Annotated in this window: 24 protein-coding genes; 5 read left to right on the top strand and 19 right to left on the bottom strand. The window is 53.4% G+C overall.

Going from position 1 to position 21,467, the window contains the following annotated elements; all coding sequences use genetic code 11:
• Positions 1–217: 217 nt before the first annotated feature.
• The 5 genes from nrdF to ACH0WD_RS03145 all read right to left on the bottom strand — a co-directional run bounded on the left by nrdF (position 218) and on the right by ACH0WD_RS03145 (position 4,660).
• Complete coding sequence (gene nrdF / locus ACH0WD_RS03165; protein ID WP_000777903.1) at positions 218–1,177, bottom strand: class 1b ribonucleoside-diphosphate reductase subunit beta; 960 nt, start codon at positions 1,175–1,177, stop codon at positions 218–220.
• Positions 1,178–1,187: 10 nt separating this feature from the next.
• Complete coding sequence (nrdE, locus tag ACH0WD_RS03160) at positions 1,188–3,332, bottom strand: class 1b ribonucleoside-diphosphate reductase subunit alpha (RefSeq protein WP_000246620.1); 2,145 nt, start codon at positions 3,330–3,332, stop codon at positions 1,188–1,190.
• Entirely contained in the window at positions 3,305–3,715 is a 411-nt protein-coding gene (gene nrdI / locus ACH0WD_RS03155; RefSeq protein WP_001275401.1) for a class Ib ribonucleoside-diphosphate reductase assembly flavoprotein NrdI, read from the bottom strand. Before nrdI ends, nrdE begins: the two co-directional genes overlap by 28 nt.
• Complete coding sequence (gene nrdH / locus ACH0WD_RS03150; protein WP_000028870.1) at positions 3,712–3,957, bottom strand: glutaredoxin-like protein NrdH; 246 nt, start codon at positions 3,955–3,957, stop codon at positions 3,712–3,714. Before nrdH ends, nrdI begins: the two co-directional genes overlap by 4 nt.
• Positions 3,958–4,228: 271 nt before the next feature.
• Entirely contained in the window at positions 4,229–4,660 is a 432-nt protein-coding gene (locus ACH0WD_RS03145; protein WP_000209807.1) for a carboxymuconolactone decarboxylase family protein, read from the bottom strand.
• An 88-nt stretch (positions 4,661–4,748) separates the two neighbouring features.
• On the opposite strand from ACH0WD_RS03145, the gene ACH0WD_RS03140 reads away from it, so the two are divergent.
• Positions 4,749–6,083: a PLP-dependent aminotransferase family protein gene (locus tag ACH0WD_RS03140; protein WP_001138466.1), complete on the top strand. Its 1,335-nt coding sequence runs from the start codon at positions 4,749–4,751 to the stop codon at positions 6,081–6,083.
• A gap of 83 nt (positions 6,084–6,166) precedes the next feature.
• Here ACH0WD_RS03140 and ACH0WD_RS03135 read toward each other — a convergent pair whose 3' ends face one another.
• Positions 6,167–6,493 carry a DUF883 domain-containing protein gene (locus ACH0WD_RS03135; RefSeq protein WP_001650455.1) on the bottom strand — a complete coding sequence of 109 codons (327 nt, stop codon included), beginning with the start codon at positions 6,491–6,493 and terminating at the stop codon, positions 6,167–6,169.
• A gap of 161 nt (positions 6,494–6,654) precedes the next feature.
• Between ACH0WD_RS03135 and ACH0WD_RS03130 the strand changes: the two genes are divergently transcribed.
• Positions 6,655–7,005: a DUF2002 family protein gene (locus ACH0WD_RS03130; RefSeq protein WP_000281305.1), complete on the top strand. Its 351-nt coding sequence runs from the start codon at positions 6,655–6,657 to the stop codon at positions 7,003–7,005.
• 34 nt (positions 7,006–7,039) lie between these two features.
• Here ACH0WD_RS03130 and alaE read toward each other — a convergent pair whose 3' ends face one another.
• Positions 7,040–7,489, bottom strand: coding sequence for an L-alanine exporter AlaE (gene alaE / locus ACH0WD_RS03125; protein ID WP_000492669.1), 450 nt, complete (start codon positions 7,487–7,489; stop codon positions 7,040–7,042).
• A gap of 898 nt (positions 7,490–8,387) precedes the next feature.
• Here alaE and stpA point away from each other — a divergent pair.
• Positions 8,388–8,789 (top strand): DNA-binding protein StpA, encoded by a 402-nt coding sequence (gene stpA / locus ACH0WD_RS03120; RefSeq protein ID WP_001051100.1) that lies wholly within the window; start codon positions 8,388–8,390, stop codon positions 8,787–8,789.
• 89 nt (positions 8,790–8,878) lie between these two features.
• Here stpA and ACH0WD_RS03115 read toward each other — a convergent pair whose 3' ends face one another.
• The 3 genes from ACH0WD_RS03115 to ACH0WD_RS03105 all read right to left on the bottom strand — a co-directional run bounded on the left by ACH0WD_RS03115 (position 8,879) and on the right by ACH0WD_RS03105 (position 9,973).
• Positions 8,879–9,058, bottom strand: coding sequence for a hypothetical protein (locus ACH0WD_RS03115; RefSeq protein ID WP_000494942.1), 180 nt, complete (start codon positions 9,056–9,058; stop codon positions 8,879–8,881).
• Positions 9,059–9,136: 78 nt separating this feature from the next.
• Positions 9,137–9,664 (bottom strand): rhodanese family protein, encoded by a 528-nt coding sequence (locus ACH0WD_RS03110; protein WP_000022011.1) that lies wholly within the window; start codon positions 9,662–9,664, stop codon positions 9,137–9,139.
• 9 nt (positions 9,665–9,673) lie between these two features.
• Positions 9,674–9,973 carry a helix-turn-helix transcriptional regulator gene (locus tag ACH0WD_RS03105; RefSeq protein ID WP_000137433.1) on the bottom strand — a complete coding sequence of 100 codons (300 nt, stop codon included), beginning with the start codon at positions 9,971–9,973 and terminating at the stop codon, positions 9,674–9,676.
• Between the two features lie 182 nt (positions 9,974–10,155).
• On the opposite strand from ACH0WD_RS03105, the gene ACH0WD_RS03100 reads away from it, so the two are divergent.
• On the top strand, positions 10,156–10,314 hold the full coding sequence (locus ACH0WD_RS03100) for a YqaE/Pmp3 family membrane protein (protein ID WP_000508175.1): 159 nt from the start codon (positions 10,156–10,158) through the stop codon (positions 10,312–10,314).
• A gap of 99 nt (positions 10,315–10,413) precedes the next feature.
• A complete protein-coding gene (gene lysM, locus ACH0WD_RS03095; RefSeq protein ID WP_000522406.1) occupies positions 10,414–10,863 on the top strand; it encodes a peptidoglycan-binding protein LysM in 450 nt (149 codons plus the stop codon).
• Positions 10,864–10,884: 21 nt separating this feature from the next.
• Here lysM and csiR read toward each other — a convergent pair whose 3' ends face one another.
• The 9 genes from csiR to ACH0WD_RS03050 form a co-directional block, all read right to left on the bottom strand.
• Positions 10,885–11,562, bottom strand: coding sequence for a DNA-binding transcriptional regulator CsiR (gene csiR / locus ACH0WD_RS03090; RefSeq protein WP_000126152.1), 678 nt, complete (start codon positions 11,560–11,562; stop codon positions 10,885–10,887).
• Positions 11,563–11,603: 41 nt separating this feature from the next.
• Positions 11,604–13,004 (bottom strand): GABA permease, encoded by a 1,401-nt coding sequence (gene gabP, locus ACH0WD_RS03085; protein ID WP_000531282.1) that lies wholly within the window; start codon positions 13,002–13,004, stop codon positions 11,604–11,606.
• Positions 13,005–13,133: 129 nt separating this feature from the next.
• The gene (gene gabT, locus ACH0WD_RS03080) at positions 13,134–14,417 is read right to left on the bottom strand and encodes a 4-aminobutyrate--2-oxoglutarate transaminase (RefSeq protein ID WP_001095570.1); all 1,284 of its coding nucleotides are present in this window, start codon (positions 14,415–14,417) and stop codon (positions 13,134–13,136) included.
• A 14-nt stretch (positions 14,418–14,431) separates the two neighbouring features.
• Entirely contained in the window at positions 14,432–15,880 is a 1,449-nt protein-coding gene (gabD, locus tag ACH0WD_RS03075; protein WP_001176529.1) for an NADP-dependent succinate-semialdehyde dehydrogenase, read from the bottom strand.
• A gap of 21 nt (positions 15,881–15,901) precedes the next feature.
• Positions 15,902–17,170 (bottom strand): L-2-hydroxyglutarate oxidase, encoded by a 1,269-nt coding sequence (gene lhgO / locus ACH0WD_RS03070; RefSeq protein WP_000271904.1) that lies wholly within the window; start codon positions 17,168–17,170, stop codon positions 15,902–15,904.
• 25 nt (positions 17,171–17,195) lie between these two features.
• Complete coding sequence (gene glaH / locus ACH0WD_RS03065) at positions 17,196–18,173, bottom strand: glutarate dioxygenase GlaH (RefSeq protein WP_000993096.1); 978 nt, start codon at positions 18,171–18,173, stop codon at positions 17,196–17,198.
• A 302-nt stretch (positions 18,174–18,475) separates the two neighbouring features.
• Positions 18,476–19,990 (bottom strand): tripartite tricarboxylate transporter permease, encoded by a 1,515-nt coding sequence (locus tag ACH0WD_RS03060; RefSeq protein ID WP_000382034.1) that lies wholly within the window; start codon positions 19,988–19,990, stop codon positions 18,476–18,478.
• A gap of 10 nt (positions 19,991–20,000) precedes the next feature.
• Complete coding sequence (locus ACH0WD_RS03055; protein ID WP_001574835.1) at positions 20,001–20,435, bottom strand: tripartite tricarboxylate transporter TctB family protein; 435 nt, start codon at positions 20,433–20,435, stop codon at positions 20,001–20,003.
• A gap of 11 nt (positions 20,436–20,446) precedes the next feature.
• Positions 20,447–21,424: a tripartite tricarboxylate transporter substrate binding protein gene (locus ACH0WD_RS03050; RefSeq protein ID WP_000744413.1), complete on the bottom strand. Its 978-nt coding sequence runs from the start codon at positions 21,422–21,424 to the stop codon at positions 20,447–20,449.
• Positions 21,425–21,467 lie beyond the last annotated feature (43 nt).

Below are 21,467 nucleotides of genomic sequence, written 5' to 3'. Positions count from 1 at the left end.
GGCTGTGATTTCCCATGATATAAGGGCTGAACGCGAATGGGGAGGGAGAGATATTTTTTGAGACAACCAGCAAAAATCCACCTGAATTGGAGGAATCCAGGTGAATAATGTCACTCGTATTGAGTGTAGGACATGTTGTAATATTTGCGCGATTTAACCCGGTATTGATTGAAATAAAGGCATGAAAAATGTAACGTTATTTCCCATGCCCGTAAGGTTAAAAATTCCAGTCTTCGTCTTCGGTTTCGACTGTTTTCCCCATCACATAAGATGAACCTGAGCCGGAAAAGAAATCATGGTTTTCGTCGGCATTCGGCGAGAGCGCGGCAAGGATTGCGGGATTCACGTCTGCCATCTCCGGCGGAAATAACGCCTCATAACCCAGGTTCATTAAGGCTTTATTGGCGTTGTAGCACAAGAAGGCTTTGACGTCGTTAACCCAGCCGGTTTCCGCATATAATGCTTCTGTGTAGCGGATTTCGTTGTCGTACAGTTCCATCAACAAATCGAGCGCGAAAAGCTTTAACTCTTCACGCTCGATTGCCGATAGTTTTTGTAGCGCTATCTGATACTTATAGCCAATATAATAACCGTGAACCGCTTCATCGCGAATGATTAAACGAATCAGGTCGGCAGTGTTCGTGAGCTTACCGCGGCTGGAGAAATACATTGGCAGCCAGAAGCCGGAATAGAACAGAAAAGACTCTAAAAAGACGCTGGCAATTTTTTTCTTTAGCGGTTCATCGCTGACGTAATGAGCCAAAATAATCTGCGCCTTACGCTGTAGCGGCGGGTTTTCTTCGCTCCAGGCGTAGGCGGCATCAACCTCTTTCGTCTGGCACAGCGTGGAAAAAATAGAACTGTAAGAGCGGGCGTGTACCGCTTCCATAAAGCTGATGTTCGACAGTACTGCCTCTTCATGCGGCGTGATGGCATCTGCCATTAACGACGGCGCGCCTGCGATGTTCTGGATAGTGTCAAGCAGCGTAAGACCCGTAAACACGCGAATGGTGAGCTGCTGTTCGGCGGCGCTCAGCGTCTGCCAGGCCGGAATATCATTCGATAACGGCACTTTTTCCGGCAGCCAGAAGTTACTGGTCAGCCGGTTCCACACCTCCAGATCTTTGTCGTCCTGGATCTTGTTCCAGTTGATGGCGCTAATACGAGATAATTTCATATGGCTTTCCTTATAGCGCGCAGGATACGCAGCCTTCAATTTCAGTACCTTCCAGCGCCAACTGGCGAAGCCGGATGTAATACAGTGACTTAATACCTTTTCGCCAGGCATAGATCTGCGCCTTGTTGATATCGCGGGTCGTGGCGGTATCGGGGAAAAACAAGGTGAGCGACAGCCCTTGATCGACGTGGCGCGTGGCCTCGGCATAGGTATCAATAATTTTTTCCGGACCGATATCGTAAGCATCCTGATACATGTCCAGATTTTCATTGGTCATAAACGGCGCGGGGTAATACACACGCCCGGTTTTGCCCTCTTTGCGAATCTCAATTTTGGCCACAATCGGATGAATGCTGGAGGTCGCATGATTAATGTAAGAAATCGAACCGGTCGGCGGCACCGCCTGCAAATTTTGGTTATAGATGCCATAGCGCATCACATCGTCGCGCAGCTTTAGCCACATTTCTCGTGTGGGCAGCGTAATGCCGCTGCGGGCAAATAGCGTTCTGACTTTCGCCGTTTTCGGTTGCCAGTCGTCCTGTAAATACTGCGTAAAATAGTCGCCGCTGGCATAGCGCGACTGCGCAAATCCGGCGAAGGTTTTGCCGCGTTCGCGGGCCAGCCGCATTGAAGTATGCACGGCATGCCAGGTAATGGTGTAAAAATAGAGATTGGTGAAATCCAACGCCTCCGACGAACCGTAGGCAATGCCTTCTCTCGCCAGATAGCCATGCAGATTCATCTGGCCCAGACCGATGGCATGAGAGGCGGCATTACCGGCGGCTATTGAGGGCACGCTGCGTATATGGCTCATGTCCGACACCGCCGTCAGGCCGCGAATAGCGGTTTCTACGGTACGGCCAATGTCCGGTGAATCCATGACGTGAGCGATATTCAGCGAGCCGAGATTGCAGGAGATGTCATGCCCGATGTGGGTATAGTCAAGGTTATCGTCGTAACGGGAGGCGCTATTGACCTGTAAAATTTCCGAGCACAGGTTGCTCATATTAATGCGACCAGCAATAGGATTCGCGCGGTTTACCGTATCTTCAAACATGATGTAGGGATACCCGGATTCGAACTGAATCTCCGCCAGTGTTTGAAAAAAGTCACGGGCGTTAATATAGGTTTTGCGCACGTGCGGATCGGCAATTAATTCATCGTACCGTTCGCTAATGGCGATATCGCCAAACGGTTTGCCGTAGCGTCGTTGTACGTCATAGGGCGAAAAGAGCGCCATTTTCGCGTTTTCTTTCGCCAGCCGGAAGGTGATATCCGGGATCACCACGCCGAGAGAGAGCGTTTTGATCCGGATTTTTTCGTCAGCGTTTTCCCGTTTGGTATCCAGAAAACGCAGAATATCCGGGTGGTGCGCATGGAGATAAACCGCGCCGGCCCCCTGGCGCGCGCCAAGCTGGTTGGCATACGAAAACGCGTCTTCCAGCATTTTCATCACCGGGATCACGCCGGAAGACTGATTCTCAATGCGTTTGATCGGCGCGCCCGCCTCGCGCAGATTGGAGAGTAAAAACGCGACGCCGCCGCCGCGTTTGGAGAGTTGTAGCGCCGAATTCACCGCCCGCCCGATCGACTCCATATTGTCTTCGATACGGAGCAGGAAGCAGGAGACCAGTTCCCCACGCTGCTGTTTGCCGCAATTTAAAAAAGTCGGGGTGGCGGGCTGAAAGCGACCAGAAAGCATTTCATCGGTCAGTTGGGTGGCCAGCGTTTCGTCACCCTGCGCCAGCGTCAACGCCACCATTGTCACCCGATCTTCAAAGTGTTCCAGATAACGTTTGCCGTCGAAGGTTTTTAGCGTGTAACTGGTATAGAACTTCCAGGCGCCAAGAAACGTCTGGAAGCGAAAGCCGCTGGCGTGGGCGTGCTCGAACAGGCGGAGGACGAAGGCGCGGTCGTAACGCGCGAGGACGGCGTCATCGTAATACCCTTCCCGAACCAGCGTCTCCAGACGTTCATGCTGGCTGGCAAACGTCACGGAATGCGGGCGGACGTGGGCGGCAAAGAAGGCGTCGATCGCCTGCTGGTCCTTGTCGAACTGAATATGGCCTGCTTTATCATAAAGATTCAGCATCGCGTTCAGGGCGTGGTAATCCATGGTTTCCTGCATTACGCGCTCCGGGGTAGTTGTTGCCAAAATTCATTTACTCCTTTTCGGACGTTATCGATGTCGCGTTGTGTGCCCATGAGCTCAAAGCGGTACAGCCAGGGGACGCCGCATTTTTGTGCTATCACATCGCCAGCGCATCCCCAGGCATCGCCGAAATTGCGGTTACCGGAGGCGATGACGCCGCGAATGCGCGCCCGGTTGTGTTCATCATTTAAAAAGCGGATCACCTGTCGCGGCACCGCACCGGCCATCCCGCCGCCGCCGTATGACGGCACAACCAGAATGTACGGTTCGTCTACCTGAATTCGCTCCCGTTCATTGAGCGGAATACGCGTGGCGGGCAGCCCCAGACGCTGCATAAAACGGTGCGTATTTTCAGAGCTGCTGGAGAAGTAGACGAGCGCGCTCATGCGTTTGCCGCGTGGGGTGTCGGGTGCAGACGGTTAATCATGTCCGGACGGAAGCCAGACCAGCTCAAATCGCCCGCCATCACCACCGGTAATTGACGAAATCCTTGCGCCCGGAGCGTATCCGCTGCATCCGGCACCAGATCGACGTTCACCATCTCAAATTCAAATCCACGGCTTTCCATCGCCCGCTTTGTGGCGTGGCACTGAACACAGTTATTGCGAGTGTAAATAGTAATGCTCATGATTCGTATTTCCATTTAAAATGAGAAAACGGCGCGATGAAACGCGTCGGATTGTCGGGTGTTGATACAGGAAATACTAGATGTAGTTGAATTAAGATTCAACCATACAAGATATGGGAATTTTCGATTGATTTTAACGTCGCTGATGAACGCAGCGGGGTAGGGGCGGCATGGCTAATTTTTGCCGGATGGCGGCGTGAACGCCCGATCCGGCCTGCAGGTTCACGCATAACAGAGTTGGCTGACATCAGCGCCATCCGGCAACAATGCGTCACATTCGCATACCGATCGCCAGACGGTTAAAGCAGTTCATTAAACCGATGGCGAAGGTCAGATCGCTGATTTCACGCGCGCTGAAATGATCGAGCAGCGGCAGGTAAACATTATCTTCGGCGTGGGTTTCAGCAATGTGCGTCACCGATTCCGCCCAAGCTAACGCCGCGCACTCTTGCTCGCTGAAATGGTGACTTACCCGCCATCCTGCCAGCGCATCTAATTTAGCTTGATTTACGCCAGCCTTACGCAGCGCTTTACTGTGCATCTCCAGGCAAAATGCACAGCCATTTATTTGCGAAACACGCAGGTAAATCAGCTCCATCAGAGTGAGGTCAAGCGTGCTCTTTTCCAGCGCGTTTTTCGCCTGCACCAGAGCGCTGTAAACCTCCGGGCTCAGTTCATAATAGGGTTGGCGTAACGTCGTCATCATGTTTCTCCTCGTGTTGATGACGAGCACTGTAGCACTATAATGGTCTGTAAAAGAGGGCCATATTTTTACAGAAAAAGCAGACCATATGCCGCGCTATCAGCACATCGCTCGTCAGTTAAAAACGGCCATTGAGCAAGGAGAACTCGCGCCCGGAACGCGTTTGCCTTCCAGTCGGACGTGGGCGCAGGAACTTGGCGTTTCTCGCGCCACGGTGGAAAATGCCTATGGCGAGCTGGTGGCGCAGGGCTGGCTGGAGCGACGTGGCCAGGCAGGCACGTTTGTGAGCAACGCTCTACGGTTTGAGACGGCGCCGCCGATACCCGCCGTTTTTGCCGGAGAAAGTCCGGAACCGAAACCCTTTCAGATGGGGTTACCGGCGCTGGATCTCTTTCCACGCGAGAAGTGGGCGCGAGTAATGGGGCGTCGGTTGCGCACGCAGACGCGCTTCGATCTGGCATTAGGCGACGTCTGCGGCGAGGCGATTTTGCGCCAGGCGATAGTCGATTACCTGCGGGTTTCACGTAGCATTGAATGTCTGCCGGAACAGGTATTTATTACCTCCGGTTATGCGGATTCTATGCGGCTAATCCTGCGTACATTGTCTGTGCCGGGAGACAGCATGTGGGTGGAAGATCCCGGCTTTCCGTTAATTCGCCCGGTGATAACGCAGGAGGGGATTACGCTGGCGCCGATTCCGGTCGATGCCGATGGGCTGAATGTCGCGGCGGGGATGCGGGATTGCCCGCAGGGACGCTTTGCATTGGTGACGCCCGCCCATCAAAGTCCGTTGGGGGTGGCGCTGTCGTTAACTCGCCGACGGCAACTTCTGGCATGGGCGGCGAATGTGCAGGCCTGGATTATTGAAGATGACTACGACAGCGAATTTCGTTATCACGGTAAACCGCTTCCGCCGCTCAAGAGTCTGGATGCCCCGCAGCGAGTGATTTACGCCGGAACGTTCAGTAAGTCGCTCTTTCCGGCATTACGTACCGCCTGGCTGGTGGTGCCGATAAAGCAGATTGAGCATTTCCGCCAGCAGGCGTCGCTGATGCCCTGTAGCGTACCGTTGTTATGGCAACACACGCTGGCTGATTTTATCCGTGATGGCCATTTCTGGCGGCATCTGAAAAAGATGCGCCAACATTATGCTCAGCGACGGTTATGGATTGAAGAGGCGCTGGCAGAACAGGGATTTGTCGTGACATTACAGAAAGGCGGTATTCAATTGGTTATTGAGGTTGAAGGTGATGATAAAGCGCAGGTAGCAAAAGCGAATCAGGCCGGACTGGCGGTACAGGCGCTAAGCCGTTGGCGAGTGGTTTCGTCAGGAAAGGGGGGCATTTTACTGTCGTTTACCAATATTACTTCCGCTGGCATGGCGAAACAGGTCGCATGGCAGCTTCGACAGGCGATACAGTAACCGTTTCGCCGAATGGCGCGACCTGGGCCTGCGGCAATGATGCAGGCCCAATAAAGTATGTCGCCATCCGGCAGCGCACGTCGTTAGCGACGCAGGCTAAGCAGCGCCCCGATAAAAATCCCTACCGCTGCGGCGGTTCCTACGCTACACCAGGGTTTTTCACGCACAAACGTATCCGCGCACCCCATCGCATCACAGGCGGCTTGTTTTACGCGAGTACGTCCATGCATCCGCGCCCGGGTCTCTTTCAGCAACGCTTGTGCTTTACGTCGCGCAGCCTCGGCTTCGTCTTTCGCATCGCTTCCCCAGGATTTAAGGACATCTTCCAGACTGTCGGCTAATCGATTGACATCATTCTGAATATCCTGAACACCATCATCGACGTCGTTTCGGTTCGGTTTGTTAAGCATATGATCCTCCATTGATTTCGATGTAGCTTTCAGTGTAGTTCATATTTTTACCTGCTGAGGCTTGTTACGGCGATATCATGCGTTTCTGGACTTTTCTGAAAGCGTTGATAACGCGCTATCGGGTAAGGTAAGCCCGCAGTACAAGAGAATGAGGATAAAATATGTATTTACGACCTGACGAGGTGGCGCGGGTACTGGAAAAGGCAGGGTTTACCGTCGATGTGGTGACGAATAAGACGTATGGTTATCGACGCGGCGAGAATTATGTTTATGTTAACCGCGAGGCGCGTATGGGGCGTACCGCGCTGATCATTCACCCCAGATTAAAAGACCGTAGCTCATCACTGGCTGACCCGGCTTCGGATATTAAAACCTGCGATCACTACCAAAATTTTCCGCTCTATTTAGGCGGCGAGACCCACGAGCATTACGGTATTCCCCACGGCTTTAGCTCCCGAATAGCGTTAGAACGTTATCTGAATGGGCTTTTTGGCGACGAAAAAACCGACTAAAAGCGCGACTGGCAATGCCAGTCGCGACGCTAACTTACGCCTTAGCCTGATGATAGCTGCTCACTTTAAACAGGCGGCGACAATAATCCAGGAAGTAGCCATAAACCGCGCCCATTAACATTGAAACAACAATGTTTGAACTCACGGCGGCCACTATCTGATGCCAGCCGGCACCGACGGTCAGCAAGATGATAATATAAACGGGTGACTGAAAGGTGACATAAGCCAATACATCCGCCAGGTTTTTGGCCCATCCCGCCGGGCTTGCCTTACGCGCGACGCGCATAATCAGATCGCGGTAAACGCCGTATGGCCATGCAATCAAAATGTTGACAGGTATCGCCACTAGCCTGGAAGAAAGCGACTGCTCAAAGCTCATTCCGGAGAGGAATATCTCGATCAACATGTTCACAACAGAACAGTAAACAACCATCGCAAACGTGTCTGCTACGGCATGACGCAAGCGTGACTGTGGAGAGAACATGTTAATGCTCCTTGTAGCGTATCGATCAGAATGAGGTGATGGTTGGCAGTGAAATCATAAAGCACTTTTGTCTTTGCATAGAGTATATCCCTATATAATAACTATCAACTAGTGTAATATTTTTATTTATAGGCTTTTTGTCGATAAAATACTCTGTGATTGTTTATTTTTTGCTCGCGGCGAGATTTTCGTTGTTGTTAGTCATTAATTACTTTTAAATCAATGCATTATAATGCATTGTTTTTCTGGCGATTTTCAGCCACATTCCAAATGTTGTCAGATGCGATGTATTCTCGGCTAACGGCACGCGCTCTACTTTTCTCAGCATAATTATAGCTATTGCAGGGGCATTTTTAGCATAAAGCTCTGATGATGATTTTTGAATGGTTAATCTATTATTGTGCTGAAATATTCACTTCTGTATAAGGTCAGCCACCGTGAGGGCCACCGCGGTTACTGAGATACGCAATACGCTATATACGCTATGGATTTCGAGTTGTTTAAAGGCGGCAAGGGAGTGAATCCCCAGGAGCATAGATAACGATGTGACTGGGGGGAGCGACAAATCTGCCGGGAGCAGATTTGAACGTCGCGTGCGACGACCCGTCAGGGCGAGGCCCATGGATGGGCCGGGTAATCCGTAGCCAACACATAAGCAACTTGAAGAATGAAGGGGATAAACAGCCGAACGGGAAACCTACAGATATACCGTAGGCAGAATAACCTGAAACACACAGGGGGTAATGAATATAACCTTCTGGTTAACAGATTAATATAATTAATCGAGTTATACTGAGTATATCTGTATGAACTTTAGGATCTGGAAATATAATCAATAATCGCATACAATACCGCCTGTAATAGTTTTTGTTTTCTGCGTTAAAAGGTTTTTATTGATATGAATTTGATGTTACAGAACTTAAATAATATCCGCACGCTGCGCGCTATGGCTCGCGAATTCTCCATTGACGTTCTTGAAGAAATGCTCGAAAAATTCAGGGTTGTCACTAAAGAAAGACGCGAAGAAGAAGAATTGCAGCAACGCCAGCTTGCCGAGAAGCAGGAGAAAATTAATGCCTTTCTGGAGCTGATGAAAGCAGACGGTATTAACCCGGAAGAGTTATTTGCCATGGATTCAGCAATGCCGCGTTCTGCTAAAAAGCGCCAGCCGCGTCCGGCAAAATATCGTTTTACTGATTTCAATGGCGAAGAAAAAACCTGGACCGGACAAGGTCGTACGCCTAAACCGATTGCCCAGGCGCTGGCGGCGGGGAAATCTCTGGATGATTTCTTAATCTAATCACGGATAACCTTTAACAGATGGCGCTGCGTTTCCTGTCTCTATTAACCGGGACTCAGGGAACGTTGCGCCATGCTCATTCTGATAAATCAGCACACGCCAAAATCGCCCTCTTCGCAATAGGGGGTGACATCTGCCGCTTTGAGGATCAATTTTTCGCCCGGCTCATTACCGACCTGTACCGCGACAATATGATCCTCGTTGACTTCAATCACTTTCAGTTTCGGCCCACCCATTCGGGGCTGTACGATATCGCCTGGTGTGAACATCACGCTCTCCTGTTGAACAATGCTATAAACCCGCCTTCAGTCTACTACACACCTACCGACGCGCGGTGAAGGTACCGCTTAATGAGTACGGGTATTCCAGGGCATTTTTTCCAGTAGTCGCGCCATTCCGCAGAAGCCGGTCATGCCTGCCAGCATTAACCCGGCCCCGACAAAACCGCTAATGAGGAAAAAGCCGCCGTGGACCGTATAGCCCAGAATCACCCCAAGCAACGTCAACCCGCCGGCGGCGATTTGCACCTGACGCATCAGCGGCAACGGTTGCGATTTGTCTTCTGTGACGGGCAATCCTGCCGCTTTCCATCCATCGATACCGCCTTCCAGTAGACTGACCTGAGCTGGGGCGGCAATGGCCTGTAGTTTTGCTGCATTGCTGCTGGTTCGTTTACCTGACTGACAGTGAAAAATAATCTGTTCCGCTCGCAGGTTGGCGGGCAAATCGCCCTGTTCAAGCCGGGAAAGCGGCGCCAGTTGCGCATGTGGAATATGCTCGCGCAGATATTCGTCGGCGTCGCGTACATCAATCAGTTTCGCGCCTTGCGCTATCAGCGCTTGCGCCTCACGGGGGGAAACTATCCCAATGGACATCGTGCCTCCTTATGGACAATAGAGATTCTTTAACGTGGCGATAAGCGTATTAACCGCCTCATTTTTAATGAAATAGTGAATGCGCTGGGCATCGCGTTGACTATCAATCAGCCCTTCTTCCCGCATCCGCGCCAGATGTTGCGACGTCGCGGAGGGGCTTAGCCCGGTAATGCGCGCCAGTTCGCCTGCGCTGGTTTTTGGCGAACCGCAAAGCATACATAAAATCAGTAATCTTTTTGGGTGGCTCATCGCTTTGAGCAGGGCCGCCGCCTGTTCTGCGCTGGCCTGAAGTTGTTCAAGCTCTGTCATAGTTATTTAAGCATTTTCTAAATTTAGTTAATTCTAAAATAAACATCAACCTAATGCCAGCGTAAAGAGCGTAAAGGAGGGTAAAAGCGCGGCGCGCGACTGGCAGGCTCAGGTAAACTGACTATGCTTAGAGATAAAATCTCTTTTTAAACAATGACTAATTTTGCTTGTATGGAGTGTATATGGGTTTCTGGAGAATTGTATTTACGATTATTTTGCCTCCGCTCGGCGTACTTTTAGGAAAAGGGTTCGGTTGGGCATTTATCCTTAATATCCTGCTGACATTACTCGGATATATTCCGGGGCTTATCCACGCATTTTGGGTTCAGATGCGTCATTAATTACCGGCCACCGGCGGCGCATAAGCGCCGCTTATCAGGATAACCTCATTCCCTCTGCTACACTTTTCTTTGTGTGTATTTTTGACAAGCGAGGTGAATATGGGACTTTTCAATTTTGTAAAAGATGCAGGTGAAAAACTCTGGGACGCGGTAACCGCTAATCATGATAAGGACGATCAGGCGAAAAAAGTCCAGGAACATTTAAATAAAACGGGAATACCCGACGCTGACAAAGTGAATGTGCAAATAGCTGATGGAAAAGCGACAGTGACGGGTGATGGGCTGAGTCAGGAGGCAAAAGAAAAAATTCTGGTTGCCGTGGGGAATATCGCCGGGATTAGCAGCGTTGACGATCAGGTTAAAACCACGACGCCAGCGGCTGAAAGTCAGTTTTATACCGTAAAATCAGGCGACACCCTGAGCGCTATTTCAAAGCAAGTGTATGGTAACGCCAATCTGTATAATAAAATCTTCGAGGCAAATAAACCGATGCTGAAAAGCCCGGAAAAAATATATCCGGGACAAGTGTTGCGTATTCCTGAAGAATAATGGCTATCAGGCCGCGCCAGGCTACATTTTTCCTGCCATCGCCTGGCGAATAATGGGAATCGGCGTCAGCAAATGCTGACGCATTAATTCGCTGGCGCGTGCCGCCTCGCGCGCCAGTATCGCTTCGGTTAGCGTGTGATGCTGGATATGTTTATCTTCCAGCATCTCGACGGACAGAACGGTTTCACGTAACCAAATAAAGCGGTAGCGGGCCGCCAGGTCAAATAAGCGTTCGCGCATCTGTAGCAGATAGTGGGAGCCGCACCCGGCGACAATGGCGGAATGGAACGCCTGGTGGCGCTGATCCCATTCATCGAGCATATGTTCACTGGCATCGCTGGCTTCCAGTTTACTGAGCATATGCGCTCGCGCCAGGATCTCCGCCTCCCACGCATCATCGCCGCGTTCAATCGCCAGGCGTACCAGCATCGCTTCCATATTGGCGCGCGCGTCAAAAATATCGAGGAGTTCCGCCTCTGACATGGACGCCACGCGATAGCCTTTTTGATTCACCACGGTGACCAGCCGTTCCGCCACCAGTTGCGACAGCGCCTCACGCAGCGGCCCTACGCCGAGCGCATAGCGGGCGGTTAATAAACTCATCCGCAGTTTCTCATCCGGCTGATAAGTGCCGCGAATAATGTCATTTTTAAGCCAGCGATAGCCATCTATGGCCGTCGGTTGGGAAAGGGCGGTCATCTTTTACTCCTGAGAAGCTTCCCGGCTGACGCCGGGAATAACTAACGTAGGTTTTGCAGGGGGGCTTTTTGCCACCTTATCAGTTTTTTCCAGCGAGACATAATGGGGACAGTACCTATTATGCCCAGCCCTAACAGCCCCGTCGAAATGACTTCTAGTTGCTGTGCTGGTCGAAACAGCATCACCACCAGGACAAAGCAGATAAAGCCGATAACCAGCCAGGTGAGCCACGGATAAAGCCACATTTTCAGCTTAATTTCTCCGCCCTGCGCCAGCAGAATTTTACGCATCCGCAATTGCGAAATCGCAATCACCAGATAGACCAGCAGCGCGATGGCGCCAGAACTGTCGATAAGAAATTTAAACACTTTTGCCGGGGCGTAATAATTGACGATAACGGTTAAAAAGGCCGCGCCGGTAGAGAGGAGAACCGCTACCCAGGGCGTTTTGCTACGGTTAGTTTTTCCCATTATCGCAGGCGCATCGCCGCGGCGGCTAAGGGAATAGAGCATCCGGGAGGCGGTATATAATGCGGAGTTCAGACAACTGGTCACCGACAACAAAATCACGCAGTCCATAATGAATTTTGCGTGCGGAATATGAAGCAGCTCCAGTACCGAGCGGTACGAACCTACGCTTTTCAGGCCCGGCATATTCCACGGGATCAGCGCCACCACCACAAAAATGGAACACAGATAAAAGATGGAAATTCGCCAGATAACAGAATTGGTGGCGCGTACGATATGTTTATCCGGCGTATCGGATTCCGCGGCAGCAATAGTGACGATTTCCGCGCCCATAAAAGAGAACATGGTGATCAACATGGCGCTTAACACCGCGCCGAAGCCGTTAGGCATAAAACCGCCGTGATCCCATAGCCGGGAGATACCGCTTACCTCGGCATACGGATAAAAACCGCTAATCGCCGTCGCGCCCAGCGCGATAAACGCCAGGATAGCAATCACTTTACATAGCGCCAGCCAGAATTCGAATTCGCCGTAATTTTTGACGCTCAATAAATTGCTTCCGGTTAAGGCAAGCGTAATCACTAATGAAAATAGCCACACCGGAATACCCGGTATCCATGAATTCAGAATAATGGCGGCAATATTGGCCTCCAGCGGAATAACCAGCACCCAAAACCACCAGTATAACCAGCCGATGGTATACCCGGCCCAGGGGCCGATCGCTTTATCCGCATAGGTGGAAAAAGAACCGGTATCCGGCGTGGCGACGGCCATTTCAGCCAGCATTCGCATAATCATGACGACTAAAAGTCCTGCGAACAGATAGGCCAGCAGTACCGCAGGGCCGGCCTCCGCAATCGCCACGCTGGAACCGACAAACAGGCTGGCGCCGATGACGCCGGCGATCGATAACATGGTGACGTGGCGTGATTTCAGCCCGCCCCCTAATGCATGTGATTCTGACAATTGCCCCATCCTAAAACCTCTTTATTGTTATTGCGCTCGTTTACCGGATGGCGCCTGGCTTATTCGGCCTACAATCGAAACGGTTTTTGTAGGCCGGATAAGACAGTTACGTCGCCACCCGACGCTGCTTATTGGACATTACGCTTGTTTCGCCTCATCAAAGCACCGGGCGATAATCTCCAGGCCTTGCCGAATCTGCGAGGCCTCAATAGTGAGTGGAACGAGGATGCGCAAGATGTTGTAGTAAGGACCGCAGGAGAGCAGAATTAACCCTTTATCGCGGGCGCGGGCCACAATGTCGGCGGTCAGAGCCGCGTTCGGTTTGCCGGGGTCGCCATTTTCAAACAACTCAATGGCGATCATGGCGCCCAGTCCGCGCACGTCGCCAATCTCACGGTGCGTTTCCGCTATCTCCATCAGGCCATCGCGCAGCGTGTTGCCAAGCGTATTCGCCTTTTGCAGTAAATTTTCCTGCTCGAAAATGTCCAGTACCGCCAGCGCGGCGGCGCAGGCAATCGGGTTTCCGGCATAGGTGCCGCCCAGCCCGCCCGGCGCGATAGCGTCCATCACGTCTGCCCGGCCGGTAACGCCTGCCAGCGGAAAGCCGCCGGCGATCGATTTCGCAAACGTGGTAATATCTGCCGCAACGCCCATCTGTTCCATGGCGAACAGCGTACCGGTCCGGCCCGCGCCGCTTTGCACTTCGTCGGCAATCAACATAATGCCGTGTTGGTCGCATAGCGCGCGCAGTCGCTGCATAAACGCGGGAGAGGCAGCGTAAAATCCGCCTTCGCCCTGTACCGGCTCAATAATAATGGCGGCGATATCTTCCGGCGCGGCATCATTTTTAAAGATGCGTTCAATGCTGGCGATCGCGTCGTCGTCGCTGACGTTGTGTAGCGGGCAAGGATAAAGCGCGCGGTAGACATGGCCTGGCATCAATCCCATACCAGCAGAGTACGGGTGTACTTTCCCGGTCAGAGAGAGCGTGTAGTGGGTACGACCGTGGTAAGCGCCGCTAAACGCGATAGCGCCGCTGCGTTTTGTCGCCGCGCGGGCGATTTTCACCGCGTTTTCAACCGCTTCTGAACCGGTCGTGACCAGCAACGTTTTTTTGGCGAAATCGCCCGGTACCTTCTGGTTCATGCGTTCGCACAACGCCAGGTACGGTTCATAGGCCAGCACCTGAAAACAGGTATGCGACAATTTCTTCAGCTGCGCTTCCACCGCTGAAACAATGCCCGGATGTAAATGACCAGTGTTCAGGACGGCAATGCCGCCCGCGAAATCGAGATACTCACGGCCTTCGACATCCCAGACCCGACAATTTTCCGCCCGCTCGGCGAAAATCGGGTGAATCTGCCCCACGCCGCGAGGAACGGCGTTATGACGGCGCTGCATTAAAGCGTTATTGGTATTCATTAGCGACTCTCCTGTTAAAGGCCGATGCACATATATTTGATTTCTAAATAATCTTCGATGCCGTATTTGGAACCTTCACGGCCTAATCCGGAGGCCTTAATACCGCCGAAAGGCGCGACTTCGTTGGAGATAATGCCGGTATTAATACCGACGATGCCGTATTCCAGCGCTTCGCCGACGCGGAAAACGCGGCTTAAATCGCGTGCATAAAAATAGGCTGCCAGGCCGAACTCGGTATCGTTAGCCTGCCTGATGACATCCGCCTCGTCGCTGAAGCGGAACAGAGGCGCGAGCGGCCCGAATGTCTCTTCTTTGGCGACTTTCGCGTTATCAGGAACATCCGCCAGAATGGTCGGTTGAAAGAAGTTGCCGCCCAATTTGTGCGCTTCACCGCCCGTAATGACGCGGGCGCCTTTTTCCAGCGCATCGGCGATATGCTCCTGGACTTTCGCCACGGCTTTTTCATCAATCAGCGGCCCGATAGCGACGTCGGCTTGCAGGCCGTCGCCGACCGCGAGCTTATTTACCGCCTGGTTGAGTTTTTCCGCAAAACGATCGTAAACGCCGTCCTGAACATACAATCTATTGGCGCAGACACAGGTCTGCCCGGCGTTGCGAAACTTCGAAGCCAGCGCGCCTTCGACGGCTTTATCCAGATCGGCATCGTCAAAGACGATAAACGGCGCATTGCCGCCCAACTCCAGCGACACTTTTTTAATGTCTTTGGCGCATTGTTCCATTAGCTGGCGGCCAATCTCCGTCGAGCCGGTAAACGACAGTTTGCGTACCAGCGGGTTGCTGGTCAGCTCGCCGCCGATATCGCCTGCCGAACCGGTAACGACGTTAAATACGCCTGCGGGAATTCCGGCGCGCTGGGCCAGTTCCGCCAGCGCCAGCGCGGAAAACGGCGTCTGGCTGGCGGGTTTGAGTACCATTGTGCAGCCTGCGGCCAGCGCGGGGCCGGCTTTACGGGTGATCATTGCCGAGGGAAAGTTCCACGGGGTAATCGCGGCGGTGACGCCGATGGGCTGTTTAATCACCAGCAGCCGTTTATCGGCCTGATGACCTGGAATCGTGTCGCCATAGATACGCTTCCCCTCTTCGGCGAACCATTCAATAAACGAGGCGGCGTAGCTAATTTCGCCTTTCGCTTCCGCCAGCGGTTTACCCTGTTCCAGCGTCATCAGACGCGCCAAATCGTCCTGATGTTCCATCATCAGATTGAACCAGCGACGCAGGATATTGGCTCGCTCTTTGGCGGTGAGCGCGCGCCAGGCGGGCAGGGCGCGATTGGCAGCGTTGATGGCGTCGCGCGTCTCTTCCGCCCCCATTTTGGGCACATTGCCGAGCGGTTTCCCGTTGGCGGGGTTGCTCACGGGGATGACATCGCCGCCGCGCGCGTCGCGCCAGTCGCCATCGATAAAGGCCTGCTGGCGGAACAGGGTAGAGTCGTTAAGTTGCATAATTGCTTCCTGTCTGAAGGGTTAACGGGTAAATGCGGCGTGTAGTGCGTCCACGCTGCGTGCCGCACGCAGCGTACGTCCGGGGTTGCTCTGGCTTGCGCGTAGCGCCTGAACTTTACTGACGATATGCGCGCCGATAGGTATCGCTGATGTCGCCGCCGGGGAGGGGGCGTTACAGGTGTGAATGGAACGCGGCGTCGTGACAAACAGAAAATCATCAATCAGTTTGCCGTCCGGTGAAACCGCCTGCGCCCGCACGCCTGCCGGCCAGGGCTGGAGATCGTTGACGGTCAGGCTGGGGCAATACTTTTGTACTCGCCGCAAATAGCCGCTTTTGCACAGCGAGTTTTTCATCTCGCCCAGCCCGGAAAGCAGATGGTTTTGCAGTACGCGGCGAATGCCGGCGGAGCGGAAAATCTCCAGGGTGTCGGTGAAGGAAACATCGCGCTTACGGTAGCCTTCGCGTTTAAGCGCCAGCACCGCATTCGGCCCGACCGTAACGCTGCCATCGATCATGCGGGTAAGATGGACGCCGAGAAACGGCATTGCCGGATCGGGGATCGGGTAGATCAAATGGTTAACGATCCGGTTGTGCCGCGGGGCCAGACGAAAGTACTCGCCGCGGAAAGGGCAGATAATAAAACCGGGCTCCACGCCCAGCATTTTGACCAGCCGATCCGCCATCAGCCCTGCACAGCCGATAAGCGTAGCGGTTTCGATTTCCCGACCTTGCGAGGTGCGAATAACAATGCCAGCGGCATGTTCTGTCAGCGCGCTGACCTCGGCATGGTAGATGATCTCGCCGCCTTTGGCCTGAAAGCGGTTCGCCATGGCCGTCGCGACATCGCGATAGCTGACAATCCCGCTGGAAGGGACAAAAATCCCGCCCAGGCCAATGATATTGGGTTCGCGTTCACGCAGCTCCGCCGCGCTTAACCACTCGCGCTCTAAGCCGTTGGCCGCCGTCCGCTCCCATAGCGCGCGCATCCGCGCCATTTCCAGCTCCGAGGTGGCGACCAACATTTTGCCGCAGGTGTCGTAGCGGATGTTGTTTTGATCGCAAAAGGTTTTGGTCGCCTGATTGCCTGCCAGACAAAACTGCGCTTTGAGGCTGCCGGGCGTGTAGTACACCCCGGCATGGATCACGCCGCTGTTATGCCCGGTCTGGTGGCAGGCTGGCGCGGACTCTTTTTCCAGCAACGCGATGCGCGCATCCGGGTAGACATCAATAAGTTGCATGGCGGTCGACATGCCGATAATGCCGCCGCCGATAATCACAAAATCATACATCCGCGTAATTCCTTCGCCGTGGCGCTTATTGGTGAGTTTGATAATGGCTGGCGGCGTAGGCGAAGTAACCTCGCTGGCGCATCAGCTCGCGACGCAAGTCAGGATGCGGCGTAAAACGATCGCGTCCATGTAGCCAGAACAGATTGTTAATCAGCAGGAATTTGCCGACCGGTACCGGCACGGAGAGGATGTTTTGACTGGTTTCCAGCGCGTCTGAAAGCTCGCTGAGCCAGACGCCTTCTTCAAAGTCTTTTGGCTGGACGAACTGGTCGATATAACGCATGACCGGGCGGCCTTGTTGGTCGACATCAAACACCGGGTGCCAGACGTCATGGCTAACATTCTTGCTTGGCGGCGCCGCCCAGCGCATGACGCGACGCGCCAGCGGATGGGTAAAAAACGACTCCAGATGTTCCCAGTCATCAAGGTGCAGCAGCAGCGAATTACCGCCTTCCATATTTTGTTCGTCGATTTTCATCATCAGCACGTAGTCGGTCACCTCCTCAACATAGGTACCGTCATTGTGCAGTTCCATTACGCGGTGGGGCTGGCGCAGATAACTGTCGGAGTTGTCGACGTTTTTGACCACGAAACGCGCGTAATACTGGCCGCTCATCGCATCGTAGTTGGAGCGACCAATAAGATGCGCCACCGCCGTCGCCAGTTTGACCATCTCTTCTGCCTGTGCGACATCATCGATCCCTTCGGCGCTGATCAACAGCGCGCCTTGCGCACGGTTGAGGAGCGTTTTGATCAACAGCGGTTGTAGCTGATTGCCGCACAGATCGTCGAGGATCTTGCCGATTTTAAAACGTAAGAAAGATTTGTATTCCAGCGCCTGCACCGGCCACTGCGCAACCTGATGAAGAAATTGTTTTGTGGTATCCGCCGTAAACGTTAACGCCAGCAGGCGCGGCGACTGCGCCGAAGGGGCAAGGGTGAAACCAGTATGGCGTTGGGCTAAATCATCTGTGTTCGCTTTTACGGCAGTCAGTGCATTCATCAGAATCATTCCTCTCGGTAGATGGTCAGGGAGACATGGCGATGCTCATTTCGTAGCCATAAATTAAAAATATCGACATTTTCCAGGAACGCGTATGAAATAACCGCTTTTGTTTAATTATTGTGATCAAAAACAACAAATATTTAACAATGCGAAAGGTGAGGTTAACGGCGCCACGAGCCTGACAACGGCAAGAAGGGGGGTAAAATGAGCGAGTTATGGAAAGAGTGATGCTGGCGGGGTTGCCCGGCCTGGCACATGAGCGCGTAGGCCGGACAAGTACAACGTATTTCAGCAGTCAATTAACCGGCGTCAACCTGCGGTTTACGGCTGTGTTTACGGATCAGACGTAACACTGGCGGTACGACAATGACCATGATCGCCATGATCAGCAGGGCTTTGGCAACGCCGCTTTGCCACAAAATCGCCATATTGCCGTTACTGATGGAGAGTGCGCGACGCAGGTTTTGCTCCAGCATTTCCCCCAGTACGAATCCCAGGATCAGCGGCGACATGGGGAAGTGCATTTTACGTAAAATGTACCCTAACACGCCGAGCGCGACCATCAGCACCAGATCGAAGGTGGTGCTGTGTACCGCATACACCCCTACCGCCGATACGGCAGCGATGGCGGGTACCAGGAACCACAGCGGAATGGTGAGCATACGGGTGAACAGACCGATCAACGGGATATTCATGATCAGCAGCATCACGTTCGCAATCAGCAGCGCAGCGATGAGTCCCCAGACGATATCCGGCTGTTCGGTGAACATCGCCGGGCCTGGCGTGATGTTGTACAGCGTCAGCGCCCCCATCATCACTGCCGTAGTGCCGGAACCGGGAACGCCCAGCGTCAGCATCGGGATGAAGGAGCCGCAGGCAGAGGCGTTGTTTGCCGCCTCCGGCGCCGCGACGCCGCGAATATCCCCTTTGCCGAAGCTATCGCTGTTGCCGCTGAGTTTTTTCTCGGTCATATAGGTAATGGCGCTGGCAATGGTCGCCCCGGCGCCGGGCAATACGCCGACAAAAAAGCCGATTACCGAAGAACGCAGGGTGGTGCCGATACACTGCGCGCCTTCTTTCAGGTTGAACAACATTCGACCCGTTTTGCGGACCATTGTTTGCCCGCTGCTGGTATGTTCCAGCATTAAAAGTATTTCTGATACCGAGAACAGGCCGATCACCACGACGATAAACTGTACGCCGTCGGAAAGATGAACGCTGTCAAAGGTAAAGCGATAAACCCCGGTGTTGGCGTCCACGCCGACGGTCGCAAGGCCAAGACCGATCAGAGCTGCCAGAAATGATTTAAGCGGGTTTTGCGCCATCATGCTGCCAAGACAGGCGATGGCAAAAACCATTAAGGCGAAATATTCCGCCGGACCAAAGGCCAGCGACCATTGCGCCAGTAAAGGGGCGAACAGAATGATGCCGCCGATAGCGATTAATGAACCGAAAAACGAGCTGACTGCGGAAATCGACAGCGCTACGCCGCCTTTCCCTTGCTGCGCCATTGGGTAACCGTCCAGCGCCGTCATGATCGCCGCCGCATCGCCGGGGACGTTGAGCAATATGGAGGAGATCCTGCCGCCATACTCACAGCCAATGTACACCGTCGCCAGCAGAATTAGCGCCGATTCCGCAGGCAGATGCAACGCAAAGGCCAGCGGCAGTAAGATTGCCACGCCGTTGATCGGTCCCAGGCCCGGCAGCAGACCGACGATCGTGCCCACGAAGCAGCCAATCAACGCGATAACCAGGTTTTCCGGCGTCATCGCCACCGCAAAGCCCTGAGAAAGATATATCCAGGTATCCATCGTTGCTCCGTTAACTCAGCCAGGCGCCGAGAGGTAAGGTGACATCAAGCAGCCGGTCAAAGGCATACCACAGCAGAATACCCAATACCGCGCCGGAGATACCCGCCGCCGGAATCGTGGCGCCGAACAGCATCCCGATAACCATGGTGAGAAGCGCGGTGGCGATGGGAAAACCCAGCCATTCGAATCCCCAGGCATACATCAACAGGATGATGATCATGGTAATTAGCTTTTGCAGAACATGGCGGCGCGGCCAGCTAACCGTGTCGGGATGGCGCAATAACAGCGCCAGCGCGCAGAGCGCCATCAGGCCGATAATCCCCAGCGGAAAAGGGCGGGGGCCGACGGGTTCATAGCTGTATTCGCTTTGGATCTGCCAGGCGATGAATAGCCCGGCGATACAGAGCAACAGCCAGATACCCGCAAAGATACGATCGCTCATCATTGCCTCCGCGATTATTTCGCGAGTCCGAAGGCTTTCGCCTGTTCACGGTAATCAGTAACCTGTTTTTTCACGTAGTCATCGAGCTGCTGGCCGGTCATGTCGAACTCAAACAGGCCGCGCAGATCGCGCTGCTTTTTAAACTCGTCGGTTTGCTGGAGCTTCTTGAAGGTATCCACCCACCACTGGTAATCGGCATCGCTGACTTTTGGCCCGACGTAGAAGCCGCGAATAATCGGCCACACCAGGTCGTAGCCCTGTTCTTTAGCGGTAGGGATATTGGCAAGCTGGCCCGGCAGACGATTTTCTGAAAAGACGGCAAGCACGCGGATTTTGTCGCCGCCCAGATAAGGCACCATTTCACTGAGATCGCCGGAGACAACCTGAACATGGTTGCCCATTAATGCCGTCACCGGCTCGCCGCCGCCCTCAAAGGCAACGTAGCGCATCTTGTGCGGGTCGACGTTCGCCTTTTGCGCCAGCAACGCCGACTTCATCCAGTCCTGGCTGCCAATAGAGGCGCCAGCGCCAATGACCACGCTGTTGGGATCTTTTTCCATCGCTGTCATCAGATCTTTCAGCGTTTTCCACGGGGAATCCGCACGCACGGCGATCATGCCGTAATCAGTGCCCACGCTTGCCAGCCAGCGCACATCATCCACGCCGTAGCGACCAAATTTCCCCTGCGACAGGTTGAGCAGCGAACCGCCGGAAAAGGCGACCACAGTCCCGGGTTCGCCAGGGCGTTGAGCGACTATCGCGTTATAGGCCACAGCGCCGACGCCGCCGGGCATATACGTTACCCGCATGGGTTTCTCGATAGCGCCAGTCTCCAGCAAACTCACCTGAATCAGCTTACAGGTGAGGTCGAAACCGCCGCCAGGTTTGGCTGGCGCGATACATTCCGTTCGCGACGGCGCCTCCTGCGCCAGAACAGAGGTACTCATTAATAAAATGCTTGCAGTAAGGGTACGAAGTAATTGTTTTTTCATTTTTTATCCTCACGCCGGACGTCCGGATTTTTCAGGTTCGGAA

The organism is Salmonella sp. 2020_1395 (genome assembly GCF_043848115.1).
Taxonomy (GTDB): Bacteria; Pseudomonadota; Gammaproteobacteria; order Enterobacterales; family Enterobacteriaceae; genus Salmonella; species Salmonella enterica.
The sequence above is the reverse complement of the archived record's forward strand: the minus strand, read 5'-3'. Positions and strand labels throughout refer to the sequence as shown.

Bases quoted from the DNA above. Each gene is read 5' to 3' on its own strand.
- nrdF (WP_000777903.1), bottom strand. From the start codon at position 1,177: ATGAAATTATCTCGTATTAGCGCCATCAACTGGAACAAGATCCAGGAC.
- nrdI (WP_001275401.1), bottom strand. From the start codon at position 3,715: ATGAGCGCGCTCGTCTACTTCTCCAGCAGCTCTGAAAATACGCACCGT.
- nrdH (WP_000028870.1), bottom strand. From the start codon at position 3,957: ATGAGCATTACTATTTACACTCGCAATAACTGTGTTCAGTGCCACGCC.
- ACH0WD_RS03145 (WP_000209807.1), bottom strand. From the start codon at position 4,660: ATGACGACGTTACGCCAACCCTATTATGAACTGAGCCCGGAGGTTTAC.
- ACH0WD_RS03140 (WP_001138466.1), top strand. From the start codon at position 4,749: ATGCCGCGCTATCAGCACATCGCTCGTCAGTTAAAAACGGCCATTGAG.
- ACH0WD_RS03135 (WP_001650455.1), bottom strand. From the start codon at position 6,493: ATGCTTAACAAACCGAACCGAAACGACGTCGATGATGGTGTTCAGGAT.
- ACH0WD_RS03130 (WP_000281305.1), top strand. From the start codon at position 6,655: ATGTATTTACGACCTGACGAGGTGGCGCGGGTACTGGAAAAGGCAGGG.
- alaE (WP_000492669.1), bottom strand. From the start codon at position 7,489: ATGTTCTCTCCACAGTCACGCTTGCGTCATGCCGTAGCAGACACGTTT.
- stpA (WP_001051100.1), top strand. From the start codon at position 8,388: ATGAATTTGATGTTACAGAACTTAAATAATATCCGCACGCTGCGCGCT.
- ACH0WD_RS03115 (WP_000494942.1), bottom strand. From the start codon at position 9,058: ATGTTCACACCAGGCGATATCGTACAGCCCCGAATGGGTGGGCCGAAA.
- ACH0WD_RS03110 (WP_000022011.1), bottom strand. From the start codon at position 9,664: ATGTCCATTGGGATAGTTTCCCCCCGTGAGGCGCAAGCGCTGATAGCG.
- ACH0WD_RS03105 (WP_000137433.1), bottom strand. From the start codon at position 9,973: ATGACAGAGCTTGAACAACTTCAGGCCAGCGCAGAACAGGCGGCGGCC.
- ACH0WD_RS03100 (WP_000508175.1), top strand. From the start codon at position 10,156: ATGGGTTTCTGGAGAATTGTATTTACGATTATTTTGCCTCCGCTCGGC.
- lysM (WP_000522406.1), top strand. From the start codon at position 10,414: ATGGGACTTTTCAATTTTGTAAAAGATGCAGGTGAAAAACTCTGGGAC.
- csiR (WP_000126152.1), bottom strand. From the start codon at position 11,562: ATGACCGCCCTTTCCCAACCGACGGCCATAGATGGCTATCGCTGGCTT.
- gabP (WP_000531282.1), bottom strand. From the start codon at position 13,004: ATGGGGCAATTGTCAGAATCACATGCATTAGGGGGCGGGCTGAAATCA.
- gabT (WP_001095570.1), bottom strand. From the start codon at position 14,417: ATGAATACCAATAACGCTTTAATGCAGCGCCGTCATAACGCCGTTCCT.
- gabD (WP_001176529.1), bottom strand. From the start codon at position 15,880: ATGCAACTTAACGACTCTACCCTGTTCCGCCAGCAGGCCTTTATCGAT.
- lhgO (WP_000271904.1), bottom strand. From the start codon at position 17,170: ATGTATGATTTTGTGATTATCGGCGGCGGCATTATCGGCATGTCGACC.
- glaH (WP_000993096.1), bottom strand. From the start codon at position 18,173: ATGAATGCACTGACTGCCGTAAAAGCGAACACAGATGATTTAGCCCAA.
- ACH0WD_RS03060 (WP_000382034.1), bottom strand. From the start codon at position 19,990: ATGGATACCTGGATATATCTTTCTCAGGGCTTTGCGGTGGCGATGACG.
- ACH0WD_RS03055 (WP_001574835.1), bottom strand. From the start codon at position 20,435: ATGATGAGCGATCGTATCTTTGCGGGTATCTGGCTGTTGCTCTGTATC.
- ACH0WD_RS03050 (WP_000744413.1), bottom strand. From the start codon at position 21,424: ATGAAAAAACAATTACTTCGTACCCTTACTGCAAGCATTTTATTAATG.